This window comes from Parabacteroides sp. AM08-6 (assembly GCF_003473295.1).
Taxonomy (GTDB): domain Bacteria; phylum Bacteroidota; class Bacteroidia; order Bacteroidales; family Tannerellaceae; genus Parabacteroides.
Genome location: NZ_QRMP01000022.1, coordinates 45,520 through 58,592 on the forward strand (window position 1 = coordinate 45,520; position 13,073 = coordinate 58,592).

The window sequence follows — 13,073 nt, forward strand, 5'->3', positions numbered from 1 at the left end:
CGTCTTATTTTCAACTATTTACATTCTATTCACTACCCGTTTTCACCCTTAAATAATAGGTACGCGCGTACCTTATTAGTAATTTATTACTCACTGTATATCAACAAATTACATTTTCGTATTTTTGCCCAAAAACAGGCAAATGAGGAAAAGGGGCGTTTTTTGTGTTAAAATCCCCTCTCATTTTGATTGATTTTCATTCCTTCATTTCCAATTTTCCTACTATATTTGTAAAGATTTCTTTTCCCCCTTTTTCTGTTTTCCATGCGAGCAATTTGCCTTTCGATAATTATGGGAAGGCCTTTTGACAACTGTCGTAAGGCCTTGCGACGGTTATGGTAAGACCTTGCGACAATTGTCGAAAGGCAATTAGCCGCGCAACTAATTCAAAAAAGCCGGCATGTAATCCAAAATTCATTCGGATGAAATGAGAAAACACCGCCGGATTAAAAGATTCTCGTTATATTTGTGTCTGCAACAAAAAGAAAAGCAACATGAATAATAGACCGCTTATCCTGATTACAAACGATGACGGCGTACACGCCAAAGGAATTAAAGAATTAACAGAGTGCCTGCGCGACCTCGGAGACATTGTAGTCTTCGCACCGGACGGCCCCCGTTCGGGAATGGCAAGTTCCATCACCTCGCTGGTTCCTATCAAATATTCACTGATTAAGAAAGAAAACGGACTGACGGTTTACAGCTGTACCGGCACGCCTGTCGACTGCGTGAAACTGGCAATCAACGAAGTGCTGGATCGGCAACCGGACTTGTTGGCTTCCGGTATCAACCACGGAGGGAATATGGCTATTTGCGTACAGTATTCCGGCACAATGGGGGCAGCAGCCGAAGGTTGCGTATTCGGCGTACCTTCCATAGGCGTATCGCTATTAGACCATCACGATGACGCAGATTTTACGGAGAGCTGCCGGCTGGGACGCAAGTTGGCACGCCGTGTCCTGAAAGAAGGATTGCCGCACGGCACATACCTGAACCTGAATGTCCCCGATATTCCCCAGGTAAAAGGAATGAAAATATGCCGCCAGGCGGACGGACGCTGGATAAATGAATTCAAACGTTCCGAAAACGCAAGCGGAGAACCGGTATTCTGGCTTGCCGGCTCGTTCGAAAACGCCAAACCGATACATCCCGACAACGATACGTTGGCATTGGACAGCGGTTATGCCTCGCTCGTTCCCTGCAAGCTTGATGTAACGGACTACGACTTCATGAACAACATACAAGATTGGATAGAATAAGAACAGTCCGATGAAATACTTCCTGATAGCCGGCGAAGCATCCGGCGACTTGCATGCTTCCAACCTGATGGCTGCTTTGAAAGAGGTGGACAAAGAGGCTGATTTCCGTTTTTTCGGAGGAGATTTGATGCAGGCCGTGGGCGGTACTCTGGTCAAACATTACCGGGAAATGGCTTTTATGGGCTTTATTCCGGTATTGCTGAACCTGCGTACCATACTGAAAAATATGAAGACTTGCCGGGAAGCCATCCGCAGCTATCGGCCGGATGTGGTTATCCTGATTGATTATCCGGGCTTCAACCTGAAGATGGCCCGGTTTGTGAAGACCGAGCTTCATCTGCCCGTCTATTACTATATCTCACCGAAAATATGGGCATGGAAGCAGTACCGTATCAAGGATTTCCGCCGCTATGTGGACCGGATGTTCTGCATTTTGCCGTTCGAGAAAGAGTTTTTCAACCGTTTGGATTACGCAGTCGACTATGTAGGCAATCCGTCGGTCGACTCCGTCGCTCAATTCCAGGCACAACAGGCAGCCTCCCAGCCGGATACGTTCCTGAAGGACGAGGGATTGGGGGAGAAGCCTATCCTTGCGCTATTGGCGGGAAGCCGGCGTCAGGAAATCAAAGATAATCTACCCACGATGCTCGAAGTGGCCGCCTCCTTCCCCGACTTTCAGCCGGTCATCGCGGGCGCACCGGGACTGGAGACTGAATATTATCGCCCCTACATCGGAAACCATACGCCCAAAATCGTGTTCGGCCGGACTTATCCGCTTTTGCAGCATAGCCGGGCGGCACTTGTGACGTCCGGTACGGCGACGCTCGAAACGTCCTTGTTCCGGGTCCCGCAGGTGGTTTGCTATTATACGCCCGTCGGACGGCTCGTCAGCTTCGTTTTTCATCATTTCTTTCATATTCCTTATATCTCGCTGGTCAACCTGATTGGAGGACGGGAAATCGTGCAAGAACTGTTCGGCGCCCGTTTCTCGAAAAGACAAATACAGGATGAACTGGGGCGTATTCTCCATGATGCGGCTTACCGGAAACAGATGTTGGACGGATACGATGAGATTATCCGACTGCTCGGCAAGCCGGGAGCTTCCCGGAGAGCTGCCGAACTTATCTATCTCTCTCTGAATCATTAACATCTTTTATACTCACGACTTGCAGCGTTTCGCGATTATCCGGCATCTACCTTTATGTAACGGGAAAACAAATTCGTGATACATGCAATGAAGAGGTTGAGAATATTTGTTTTAATGTTGGGGGCCGTTTTGATGATTTTTTCTTTCAATTCGTGCCTGGATGATGACAAATACCCTGCCGACAGATATTGGATAAGAGTTGCTACGGTAAAGCCGACAAGCAGCACAAGCTACTACATACAGTTGGACGATAGTACGACACTTTTACCGGTAGATGGCTCTATTCCTTATTTCGGTTTGGATGAAGAACGTCGCGCATTGGTCAATTTCACGTTATTGAGCGACTCTATCAAAGGATATAGTCATGCGGTCAAAGTGAACCAGATAGACAGTATTCTGACAAAATCGATTGCTTCGGGTTTGGGAGCGGAAAACAATGTCGTCTACGGGAAAGACCCGGTGAGTCTCGATTATGTTTGGATTGCGGGTAATTATATAACATTCCAGTTCCGGACTTATTTCGGTGGAGTGAAAAAACATTATCTGAATCTGGTGCAGACGAATGAAAAGAAACCGTACGAACTGGAATTCCGTCATCACGCATATGATGACCCGAAAACGGCCGAAGGGGTGGGGCTTATTTCGTTCAGATTGAACAGCTTGCCCGATACGGAGGGAGAAACCGTCAAACTGAAAATAAAATGTAATACTTTCAGTGGCGACAGGACATACGAACTTGATTACAATTCAGCCCAACGGATATTCGACCCGGGGCCGAGTCCAAGTTCAATCAATTTTCAGATACCAAAATAAACCTTCCCACATAACTTTTATTTTTATCATTTAGTTCAGGGAGAGAGGCATCGGGATGATGCCTTTCTTTTTTTCCGTTTTTTATCTATTTTCGTATCCGGAATGCAACGTATTGCTTTCCTCTCACGTATATATAAGTAAATGGAGGAAACAACTGCACATCTGATTGAGGGGTGCCGCAAAGGAAGCCGTTCCGCGCAACTCGCCCTATATAAACAATTCGCACGACGATTGTATGTCGCTTGCCTGCGTATTGTAGGGAATGCTCCGGAAGCGGAAGAGGCTATGCAGGACGCGTTCCTGAAAGTCTTTACCCGGCTGGACCAATATCACGACGGACAGTGTTTCGAAGCGTGGATGCACCGGATAGCCGTCCACACAGCCATCGATTACGTGCGCCGGCAAACACCGGAAGCGGAAGAGCTCTCGGACAATTACATCGAACCCGTTACCGATGAAATTGACGAGGAAACGATTCGCTATTCGGTGGACCAAGTGAAAAAGGCCTGCTGCCAATTGCCGGCCGGTTATCGCGTAATCCTCTCGCTCTACCTTTTCGAAGGGTATGATATGGAAGAGATTGCATCAATCCTTCAGATTAAACCGCCCAGCGTACGCAGCCAATATCTGCGTGCCAAGCGTAAACTGTTAGACATTATAGCTGCTAATCAACATGGATAAATTAAAAGATTTCATAGACTCCAACCGGGAAGCCTTCGACGATGACTTGTTGCCGGAAGGTCATTTCGAACGTTTCACCGGGAAACTTCCTGCTCCTCGCCGGAATCGGGCAAAATTGTATAGTCTGCTCGCTTTTGCCGCAGCAGCGTGCATCGCATGGGTATTCCTCCTCAAACTACCGGGCGGTACTCCGATGCCGCCGGCACAAAAGGTCGTTTCCCTGCAACAGAAATGTACGGTGAAGGAAGAAATTGAAGAATTGCGCTTATACTATAATATGCAGATGAGCGAGGTTATCTCGCAAATAAAAAATCTGTACAAACAACAACAGATACCGGGAGCGGAAGAACTGCTGGAAGAAACCAAACGTGTCCTGAGCGACAACTATATGTTCGAGGAAACGGTTCTCCCTACCCTGCCCTGCTCCAATGCAGCGTTGTTCACCATGAACCAGCATTACAATTCCAGCTTGGAAAGCTTGAATATTATGTTGGACCAACTGGTTAAAATGGAAAAGAATAATCAAGAATAAAAACTAAATAATCATTCAAATGAAACCAATCCGCATCCATTCATCCGTCAACCGGGAACAAGCGTTCTTGCGCCCCTGCCTGCTGGCTCTCCTGGTATTGTTTTGTAGTATCCCCGCTTGGGCGAACAAGCCGGAAAGTGTTAAGAAAAAGGAGTTCAGCAAGTCTTTTAATGCTACCAAAAACGACAATGTGAATATAGACAATCGCTTCGGCAATATCAACATCAGTTATTGGAACAAGAACGAAGTCTACATTCAGGTTGTTGTCGAAGCCAAAGCCCGCAATGAGGAAAGGGCGCTTTCCAGCATCAACCGCGTAAATATCGAGATGAGTAAAACCGGGAATACCATCAGTGCCGTCACCTCCTTGCGGGAACAGAATATAAACAATGGTTCCAACGAGTCGTTCTCAATCAATTATTATATCCAGATGCCGTCCGGAATTTCGTGCGACCTGACACAGAAATACGGAAATATCATTATGCCGGAAAGCAATAAGGGGAAATGTGTGTTGCAAGTTAAATACGGTAATATCCAAGCCGGGAGTTTTGATAAACATCTCGAAATCGAAGCGCAATACGGAAATGTAGATTTAAAATCAGTGAATACAGCCAACCTCGATTTGTCTTATTGTGGCAATGCGTCTCTGACAAATGCATCCACACTGTCTATCGACTGTAAATATTCCGGTATCACAATCCAAAAAGTGAACAAGCTGGAGATGGATACCAAATACGGAAGTTTTGATATTGAAGAGGTCAACCAAGCGAATATCGATGTCAAATACAACCAAGGAACTATCCATTTGCTAAAAGAAAGCCTCTATCTGGACGAACTCAGCTACAGTACAGTCAATATCAAAGATGTTTCCCCTAAGTTCAAAAGCATTTATGCGGATTCCCATTACGGAAATCTGAATATCGATATTCCTAATGTCTCTTTCCGGGTGAATGCCTACGGCATGAAATACGGGAAATATGACATCAAAGGGTTCAATCTCGTCGCTTCGAAGATAGAAGACAAAGTGAACCACAAAAGTGAAGTAAACGGTGGGAACAACGGATATATAGAATTTGAAGGCAACAACTATGGAAACCTGAAAATCAGAGAAAGGTAAACAACAAAAGTAATTTCCATAAAAAACCCCGGCATCTCAAATGATACCGGGGTTTTTATTTAGGAATGATTTAATTAATCAAGTTCTTTAACTGTAATGTTACGGAACCAAACTTCGTCGCCATGATCTTGCAGACCAATGAAACCTTCTTTGTTAGGACCGCCACAGTTCAGCAACAGTTCGTAAGCCAACGGCCATTTGTCTTTGCTGAATTTGCTCTTATCCAACATTTCTTTCCATTGCGGTGTCCACAAGTGATATTCAACAACCACTTCGTCGTTCTGATAGTGAACAACAGTACCTTTGTAACACATGATTTTTGACTTGTTCCATTGTCCGAACGGTTTAGAGTTCTGCGGTTTAGCCGGAATCATGTCGTACAGAGAGGCCGACATACGATTACCATTCTCACCTAATTTAGCATCCGGATGGTTTTCGTTATCCAAAATCTGGTATTCAGGAGCAGAAATATAAGAAGGTTGTCCTTCTACTTCCTGGATCATGATAAATACACCAGAGTTGGCACCTTTAGCCACTTTCCATTCCCATTCCAGTTCGAAGTTTTTGAACTTATGAGCGAAAATCAGGTCACCGCCATCTTTAGCACCAGCTTCACCGGCACCTGAGCTTTTCATATGGATTGATCCATCTTTAATGCTCCAAGCTTCAGGAACATCAGCACGGTCATAACCTCTCCATCCCTTGAAAGTTTTTCCATCAAAGATAGTGATTTTACCATCTTTATCTTTCGGGAAAGTAGACAAATCAACTACAGGCAGCTCGTCCATGATTCTGTATTCAGGAGCGGCTTCTTCCGTTGTTGCTTCTTCTGCTGCAGCAGGAGCGGCAGCTTCTTCTGTTGTTTTCTTACCACCACTACAAGACGTCATATAACACATCATAACAGCAGCGCTTGCTAATAATACTGACTTTTTCATTTTCTCTATTTAGTTTAAAACAATTATCTCGGCATATCAGGCAATTTCCAGCCATCACGATAGTTATGCTTAATCAGTTCGGCAGCATATTGTTTAGCATTAACCGGATCAGTCCAGTCTTTATTGAATGACGGGTGTCCATCGTGGATTGTGAAACCATCCTTGATACAAGTCTTAACCGTTTCATTGTCACCAATATTTGTGAACTGCATGTTATTGCCATCCCAATTCAAAGTCTTATTCAATCCTTGCAGACGAACAGCCAATACACCCATTACAATCATTTCATTGAACGGACCTGCTTCAGAGAAATTAGACTTCGTTTCTACACGACTTGACGGATTTTCCTTACAAGCGCGAACCCAGTCCATTTCGTGGCTGCTTACACGACGGCAAACCTTCGGAGCGTTCGGTTTACGACCTGACAACAGGAACGGTTGTTCACCATAGCAACCACAAACCAAAGTATCTTTTGTTCCGTGGAAGATAGTCAAACCACCACCAGGACCCATCAATTGTTTTCCTTCCGGGAAACCTTTCGGACGTTCCGGCATCATACCACCGTCATACCAATGGATTTCCACTTCCGGCAAAGCCAATTTCGGCATGTTATCACGAGCCGGGAAGATTAATTTTACGTGCTGTGCGTTAGGAGCGCAATCGCGAAGCAACAGAGTGGAAGAGGCTTCTACTTTTGTAGGATAACCCAACTTCAACGCTTTAAACGGTGTATGCATAATATGGCAAGCCATATCACCCAGTGCACCTGTACCATAAGCCCACCATCCGCGCCAGTTCCAAGGATGATAAAGGTTACTAAACGGCTTCAATTCAGCCGGACCTGTAAACAAATCCCAGTTCAATGTAGAAGGAACTTTGTCCACTTTTTCCGGAGTGTTCAGACCCTGCGGCCAGATAGGACGGTCAGTAGCACATTCTACTTTCGTTACATCCCCGATTTCACCGTTCCAAATCCATTCGCAAACCAAATCGGTACCTTCACCAGAAGAACCTTGGTTACCCATCTGGGTAGCAACACCTGTAGAAGCGGCCAACTTTGTCAACAAACGAGATTCGTAAACAGAGTGAGTCAACGGTTTCTGACAATATACGTGCTTGCCTAATGTCATGGCATCAGCAGTAATGATAGCATGAGCATGGTCGGCTGTAGCAATAATAACAGCATCGATAGACTTACCCATTTCATCGTACATCTTACGATAATCCCAATATTTCTTAGCATTGGGGTGTTCGTTGAATACGCCTTTTGCATACTTCCAGTCTACATCGCAAAGAGCAACAATGTTTTCTGTATTCTTTACATTGTTGATATTAGCATGCCCCATACCGCCGATACCGACAGCAGCGATGTTCAACTTATCAGTAGGGGCTGTATATCCATGACTTTTACCAAGTATGGAACCCGGCACAATTGAGAAGGCTGCGGCTGCAGCTGCTCCTCTTTGAAGAAAAGATCTTCTAGAAATGTTTGACATAGCAATAATTTTTTATAGATTAGCACTTAATAATGTTACTTTCTAATGTGATTTCTCGTATTTAAAAACACAAACTGTCGCAAATATAGAAATTGAGAAAAGAACAACAAGCCTTCCGGGCCGTCTTTCTTCTCCAAAATAGTTTTTTTTAACAGAGATTATAGATAAAACCTATTTTTAGATAAATAAAATCTATCATTTCGGAAGCAAATAGCCGTAGGTTTACATTATTTTTGTAGAAAAAGAACTTATTCATCTTTTGCTTTGTTATAATAAATGAGTTTATATACATGAAAAGAGAACCAATACACATACGCATATTCCATTTTTACCTGGAAGGATTCCGGGAGATGAAAATGGGGAAAACACTTTGGCTGATTATTCTGGTCAAACTCTTCATCATGTTTTTTATATTAAGATTATTTTTTTTCCCTAATTATTTAGGAAAGTTCGACAACGACTCCGCAAAGGAAGAACACGTATCCGGCGAACTCATCCAACGTGCAATAACTCCTTAAATTATTATAGTTATGATTGCAAGCATTGACACTTCTTTGATTGATTGGTCGAGGGCCCAATTTGCCCTTACAGCCATGTATCACTGGCTTTTCGTACCTTTAACCCTCGGGCTCGGGGTTGTACAAGCCATCATGGAGACCATCTATTACAAAACAGGTAACGAATTTTGGAAGAAAACAGCTCAATTCTGGATGAAATTATTCGGTATCAACTTTGCCATCGGCGTTGCCACCGGACTTATCCTTGAATTCGAGTTCGGAACCAACTGGTCCAATTACAGTTGGTTTGTCGGGGACATTTTCGGTGCTCCGCTGGCTATCGAGGGCATTCTTGCGTTCTTTATGGAAGCCACATTCATTGCCGTCATGTTTTTCGGCTGGGATAAGGTAAGCAAACGCTTCCATTTGGCCTCGACTTGGCTCACCATTATCGGAGCAACGCTTTCCGCTCTTTGGATATTGATTGCCAATGCCTGGATGCAACATCCGGCCGGCATGAAATTCAATCCGGACACGGTGCGCAATGAAATGTTCAATTTTTGGGATGTAGCTCTCTCACCAGTCGCTATCAATAAGTTTTTCCACACCGTACTGTCGGGATGGATTGTAGGAGCGGTATTCGTTATCGGTATAAGTAGTTGGTACTTATTAAAGAAACGCGAGCGTAATTTTGCTCTCGAAAGTATCAAAGTGGGTGCTATCTTCGGCTTGGTCGCTTCCATCCTTATTATCTGGACAGGTGACGGTTCCGCTTACCAAGTTGCCCAAAAACAGCCGATGAAGCTGGCTGCAATGGAAGGACTTTACGAAGGAGGTAACGGGGTCGGCTTGGTAGGTATCGGCATCCTGAACCCGGACAAAACAAGCTATAAAGATAATGTCGACGCATTCCTGTTCGATATCAAATTGCCCAAACTTCTATCCTTGTTGGCCGAACGTAGCGCGGATGCCTATGTACCGGGCATCACAAACCTGATTGAAGGGGGATATACCACACACGATGGCACGCCGGCTCTCTCGGCTACCGAAAAGATTGCAAAAGGACAGACAGCTATCCAGGCTTTGGCCGATTATCGCAAAGCCGTAAAGGATAAAGATGACGCAAAAGCCCGGCAAGCACGTACCTTACTGGAAGAGAACTTCGCCTATTTCGGCTATGGCTATATTAAAGATCCGGCAGAATTGGTTCCGCACGTAGGACTCACATTCTACTCTTTCCGTGTCATGGTAATCTTAGGCGGATATTTCATCCTTTTGTTCATTATTGCCCTGATATGGAGCAAAAAGAATAAATTCGAACATGCCCGCTGGCTACAATGGGCTTGCGTATGGACAATTCCATTAGCCTATATAGCCGGACAAGCCGGATGGATAGTGGCCGAAGTAGGTCGCCAACCTTGGGCCATACAGGATATATTGCCGACCAGTGCCTCCGTATCCAAACTGGCAACTTCGTCAGTACAGACAACTTTCTTCCTGTTCCTTCTTCTATTTACCGTATTACTAATTGCAGAAATCGGAATTATGGTGAAAGCTATCAAGAAAGGACCGGCATTCGATAATCAATCACATTAAAAATATACGCCATGGATAGTACATATATATTCTTACAGCATTACTGGTGGTTCCTTGTTTCCTTGTTGGGAGCATTGTTGGTTTTTCTACTTTTCGTACAAGGCGGACAGTCCATGCTGTTTACAATCGGCAAGACCGAAATACAACAAAAGATGTTGCTAAACTCCACCGGCCGTAAATGGGAATTCACTTTCACAACACTGGTGACTTTCGGCGGGGCATTCTTTGCCTCTTTTCCTCTCTTTTATTCTACCAGCTTCGGCGGGGCATATTGGGTATGGATGTTGATACTGGCTTGTTTTGTTATCCAAGCCGTTTCCTACGAATACCAATCAAAAAAAGGAAATTTGCTGGGTAAAAAGACTTATCAGGTATTTTTACTTCTCAATGGCATATTAGGCCCGATATTACTGGGGACAGCCGTAGGCACTTTTTTCAACGGAGCTGAATTTATAGTCAATAAAGCACAACTCACAGATGTAGCAATGCCTGTTATCTCCACTTGGGCTAACCCCTGGCACGGACTCGAAGCAGCTTTCGTTTTTTGGAATATATGCCTCGGACTGGCAGTCTTTTTTCTGGCACGCATCCAGGCTTTGCTTTACTTTATTAATAATATAGATGATAAAGAGATTATTGAAAGGAGCAGAAAACATTTGGTCATCGAAACCATACTTTTCCTGATATTTTTCCTGACTTTCCTCGTGCATCTGTTGTTGGCTGACGGTTTTGCGGTTAATCCGGAAACAAGTGAAGTCTATATGCAACCTTACAAATATTTTATCAACCTGATAGAGATGCCTCTTGTCCTGGTGGTTTTGTTGGTTGGAGTCGTAGGTGTTCTCTATGGCATTATTCGCACGATTCTGTCGGCAACATGGCGAAAGGGCATTTGGTATTGTGGGAGCGGTACGGTACTGACTGTTTTGGCACTGTTGCTTTGTGCCGGATGGAATAACACAGCTTATTACCCGTCTATCGCAGATTTACAAAGTTCGTTGACGATACAAAATAGTTGCTCCAGTCCGTTCACACTGAAAGTAATGAGTTATGTTTCCATTCTTGTGCCTTTCGTCCTGGCCTATATCTTTTATGCGTGGCGCTCACTGGATTTGCATAAGATTACGGAAAAAGAAATGGAAAAGAATGATAACCATTCTTATTAAGCATGAGGTCATTTCCGCCCCTGTCGTAATACTGCAAAAAACGGTTTCACCGGATGGGCTACTTCGATAAAAGCCGGGGATTACGCCCATCCGTCGAGGTCATAAAAAAAAGGAAACGGCGAAGCTCACGCTTGGCCGTTTCTACATTTAACCGTTTTAAACAAAAAGAAAAAGTTAGTTAAGGCTTAGATGAAAAATATCGTAAGTCTTTTTCCGACTATACAATCGCTTCCTTTAAGGACAGCAAACAAATATATAGAATACCTCCCATCTGCGAAACAAACTTCCCGCTTTTTTTGTTATTTTTCACAGAACACCGAAGCTTTTGTATTATCTTTGCATTGAATTATCCGATGGATACCTTATGGCAGAATTTAACATAAACATACTGGGATGCGGTTCAGCTTTACCTACCACGCGGCATCTGGCGACTTCACAAATAGTTGATTTACGGGACAAATTATACATGATTGATTGCGGGGAAGGTACGCAGATCCAGATGCGTAATATGCGTATCCGTTTCGGCCGGTTGAACCATATCTTTATCTCACACCTGCACGGCGACCATTGTTTCGGCTTGCCGGGTCTCATCTCGACATTGGGCATGTTGGGACGTAACGGTGAATTGGTCATCCACGGTCCTAAAGAAGTGGAAACGTTTATGCGTCCGGTAATGGACTTATTCTGCCGCGGGCTCGAATTCGAGGTTCGTTTCAACCCAATCAACACTTACGAACATTCGCTGGTAATGGAAGACCGTTCACTCTCCGTCTATTCCATTCCCTTGAAACATCGTATCCCGACCTGCGGTTACCTTTTTGAAGAAAAACAGAAAGAACCTCATATCATTCGTGAGATGACTGATTTCTATCAGGTCCCGGTCAGATGGATGCAAGCTCTCAAACAGGGCAAAGACTATATTACGTCCGAAGGAGAAATCATTCCCAATTCCCGTCTGACACGTCCGGCGACTCCTCCGAAACGATATGCTTTTTGTTCCGACACAGCTTATTGTCCATCCATCATCCCTATTATCGAAGGTGTAGATTTATTATATCACGAAGCTACTTTTGCCGAATGTGACCTGCCTCGTGCCAAAGAGACATTCCATTCTACCGCTCGTCAGGCTGCCGAAATAGCCCGTGCCGCTCATGTGGGCAAACTCCTTATCGGCCATTATTCCGCCCGTTATGAAGATGTGACGCCGCTTCTCCAAGAAGCCAAAGCCATTTTCCCACAAACGATGTTGGCCAACGAAAGGATGGTTTTGTCGTTGTAAAAAGCAAACCTACACAATAAGCTGACAGAAGGATGCAAGTAACAATGAGGCTGTTTTTACAAGATTTATCAAATATTCCCCTATATTTATCACTGTTCAAAAAAATATTCCTACATTTGTACGAATTTAAGGTTCGGAATATGAAGCTATTATTGTCAATAATCCTATTGCTGGCTGTATGGGCCGGTTGTCCGTCTGAGGTGCATGCGCAACAGACCCCGACAACTAAGTCCACAACCAAAGAAGAAGCTCCGGACTCTTTGAAGATTAGTGCTTATGACAACAAGATAGTCGTTGAGAACGCCCCAATAGGCAGTAAGCTCGAAATCTATAGCGTAGTCGGTATCCGTGTAAAGGAAATACCGATGAAGCAACCCTCCGGCGAATACCCTGTAGATATCGCCAAAGGATACTATATTGTGCGCATCGGAAATACCGTACGCAAGATATCCATCCGCTGAATTCAATTTTCATTTTGACTATTATTTAATTGTATATCCAATAATTTTCCTACCTTTGGGACATCATCCGCCATTGGATGAATAACCAACA

13 protein-coding genes are annotated in these 13,073 nt (G+C 44.3%); 11 read left to right on the top strand and 2 right to left on the bottom strand.

Annotated features, from left to right (window positions below; genetic code table 11):
* The first annotated feature begins 494 nt into the window (after positions 1–494).
* The 6 genes from surE to DW103_RS13050 all read left to right on the top strand — a co-directional run bounded on the left by surE (position 495) and on the right by DW103_RS13050 (position 5,549).
* Positions 495–1,259, top strand: coding sequence for a 5'/3'-nucleotidase SurE (gene surE, locus DW103_RS13025; RefSeq protein WP_122276834.1), 765 nt, complete (start codon positions 495–497; stop codon positions 1,257–1,259).
* A gap of 10 nt (positions 1,260–1,269) precedes the next feature.
* Positions 1,270–2,406: a lipid-A-disaccharide synthase gene (gene lpxB / locus DW103_RS13030; protein ID WP_122276836.1), complete on the top strand. Its 1,137-nt coding sequence runs from the start codon at positions 1,270–1,272 to the stop codon at positions 2,404–2,406.
* A gap of 87 nt (positions 2,407–2,493) precedes the next feature.
* Complete coding sequence (locus DW103_RS13035; RefSeq protein WP_233545686.1) at positions 2,494–3,219, top strand: NigD-like protein; 726 nt, start codon at positions 2,494–2,496, stop codon at positions 3,217–3,219.
* A gap of 141 nt (positions 3,220–3,360) precedes the next feature.
* A complete protein-coding gene (locus tag DW103_RS13040) occupies positions 3,361–3,900 on the top strand; it encodes an RNA polymerase sigma factor (RefSeq protein WP_122276838.1) in 540 nt (179 codons plus the stop codon).
* Positions 3,893–4,432 (top strand): hypothetical protein, encoded by a 540-nt coding sequence (locus tag DW103_RS13045; RefSeq protein WP_122276840.1) that lies wholly within the window; start codon positions 3,893–3,895, stop codon positions 4,430–4,432. Before DW103_RS13040 ends, DW103_RS13045 begins: the two co-directional genes overlap by 8 nt.
* A 19-nt stretch (positions 4,433–4,451) precedes the next feature.
* Positions 4,452–5,549: a hypothetical protein gene (locus tag DW103_RS13050; protein ID WP_122276842.1), complete on the top strand. Its 1,098-nt coding sequence runs from the start codon at positions 4,452–4,454 to the stop codon at positions 5,547–5,549.
* 74 nt (positions 5,550–5,623) lie between these two features.
* Here DW103_RS13050 and DW103_RS13055 read toward each other — a convergent pair whose 3' ends face one another.
* Positions 5,624–6,487, bottom strand: a complete 864-nt coding sequence (locus DW103_RS13055; RefSeq protein ID WP_122276844.1) for a DUF1080 domain-containing protein — start codon at positions 6,485–6,487, stop codon at positions 5,624–5,626.
* A gap of 23 nt (positions 6,488–6,510) precedes the next feature.
* Positions 6,511–7,983, bottom strand: coding sequence for a Gfo/Idh/MocA family protein (locus DW103_RS13060; protein WP_122276846.1), 1,473 nt, complete (start codon positions 7,981–7,983; stop codon positions 6,511–6,513).
* Between the two features lie 290 nt (positions 7,984–8,273).
* Here DW103_RS13060 and DW103_RS13065 point away from each other — a divergent pair, with 290 nt between their 5' ends.
* From DW103_RS13065 to DW103_RS13085, 5 genes are all read left to right on the top strand, one after another.
* Entirely contained in the window at positions 8,274–8,501 is a 228-nt protein-coding gene (locus DW103_RS13065) for a DUF4492 domain-containing protein (RefSeq protein WP_122276848.1), read from the top strand.
* A gap of 12 nt (positions 8,502–8,513) precedes the next feature.
* Positions 8,514–10,076 (top strand): cytochrome ubiquinol oxidase subunit I, encoded by a 1,563-nt coding sequence (locus DW103_RS13070; RefSeq protein ID WP_122276850.1) that lies wholly within the window; start codon positions 8,514–8,516, stop codon positions 10,074–10,076.
* An 11-nt stretch (positions 10,077–10,087) separates the two neighbouring features.
* Positions 10,088–11,242 carry a cytochrome d ubiquinol oxidase subunit II gene (locus DW103_RS13075; protein WP_122276852.1) on the top strand — a complete coding sequence of 385 codons (1,155 nt, stop codon included), beginning with the start codon at positions 10,088–10,090 and terminating at the stop codon, positions 11,240–11,242.
* A gap of 364 nt (positions 11,243–11,606) precedes the next feature.
* Positions 11,607–12,521 (top strand): ribonuclease Z, encoded by a 915-nt coding sequence (locus DW103_RS13080; protein WP_122276854.1) that lies wholly within the window; start codon positions 11,607–11,609, stop codon positions 12,519–12,521.
* 140 nt (positions 12,522–12,661) lie between these two features.
* Entirely contained in the window at positions 12,662–12,982 is a 321-nt protein-coding gene (locus DW103_RS13085; RefSeq protein ID WP_122276856.1) for a T9SS type A sorting domain-containing protein, read from the top strand.
* Positions 12,983–13,073: the final 91 nt, after the last annotated feature.

Bases quoted from the DNA above. Each gene is read 5' to 3' on its own strand.
- surE (WP_122276834.1), top strand. From the start codon at position 495: ATGAATAATAGACCGCTTATCCTGATTACAAACGATGACGGCGTACAC.
- lpxB (WP_122276836.1), top strand. From the start codon at position 1,270: ATGAAATACTTCCTGATAGCCGGCGAAGCATCCGGCGACTTGCATGCT.
- DW103_RS13035 (WP_233545686.1), top strand. From the start codon at position 2,494: ATGAAGAGGTTGAGAATATTTGTTTTAATGTTGGGGGCCGTTTTGATG.
- DW103_RS13040 (WP_122276838.1), top strand. From the start codon at position 3,361: ATGGAGGAAACAACTGCACATCTGATTGAGGGGTGCCGCAAAGGAAGC.
- DW103_RS13045 (WP_122276840.1), top strand. From the start codon at position 3,893: ATGGATAAATTAAAAGATTTCATAGACTCCAACCGGGAAGCCTTCGAC.
- DW103_RS13050 (WP_122276842.1), top strand. From the start codon at position 4,452: ATGAAACCAATCCGCATCCATTCATCCGTCAACCGGGAACAAGCGTTC.
- DW103_RS13055 (WP_122276844.1), bottom strand. From the start codon at position 6,487: ATGAAAAAGTCAGTATTATTAGCAAGCGCTGCTGTTATGATGTGTTAT.
- DW103_RS13060 (WP_122276846.1), bottom strand. From the start codon at position 7,983: ATGTCAAACATTTCTAGAAGATCTTTTCTTCAAAGAGGAGCAGCTGCA.
- DW103_RS13065 (WP_122276848.1), top strand. From the start codon at position 8,274: ATGAAAAGAGAACCAATACACATACGCATATTCCATTTTTACCTGGAA.
- DW103_RS13070 (WP_122276850.1), top strand. From the start codon at position 8,514: ATGATTGCAAGCATTGACACTTCTTTGATTGATTGGTCGAGGGCCCAA.
- DW103_RS13075 (WP_122276852.1), top strand. From the start codon at position 10,088: ATGGATAGTACATATATATTCTTACAGCATTACTGGTGGTTCCTTGTT.
- DW103_RS13080 (WP_122276854.1), top strand. From the start codon at position 11,607: ATGGCAGAATTTAACATAAACATACTGGGATGCGGTTCAGCTTTACCT.
- DW103_RS13085 (WP_122276856.1), top strand. From the start codon at position 12,662: ATGAAGCTATTATTGTCAATAATCCTATTGCTGGCTGTATGGGCCGGT.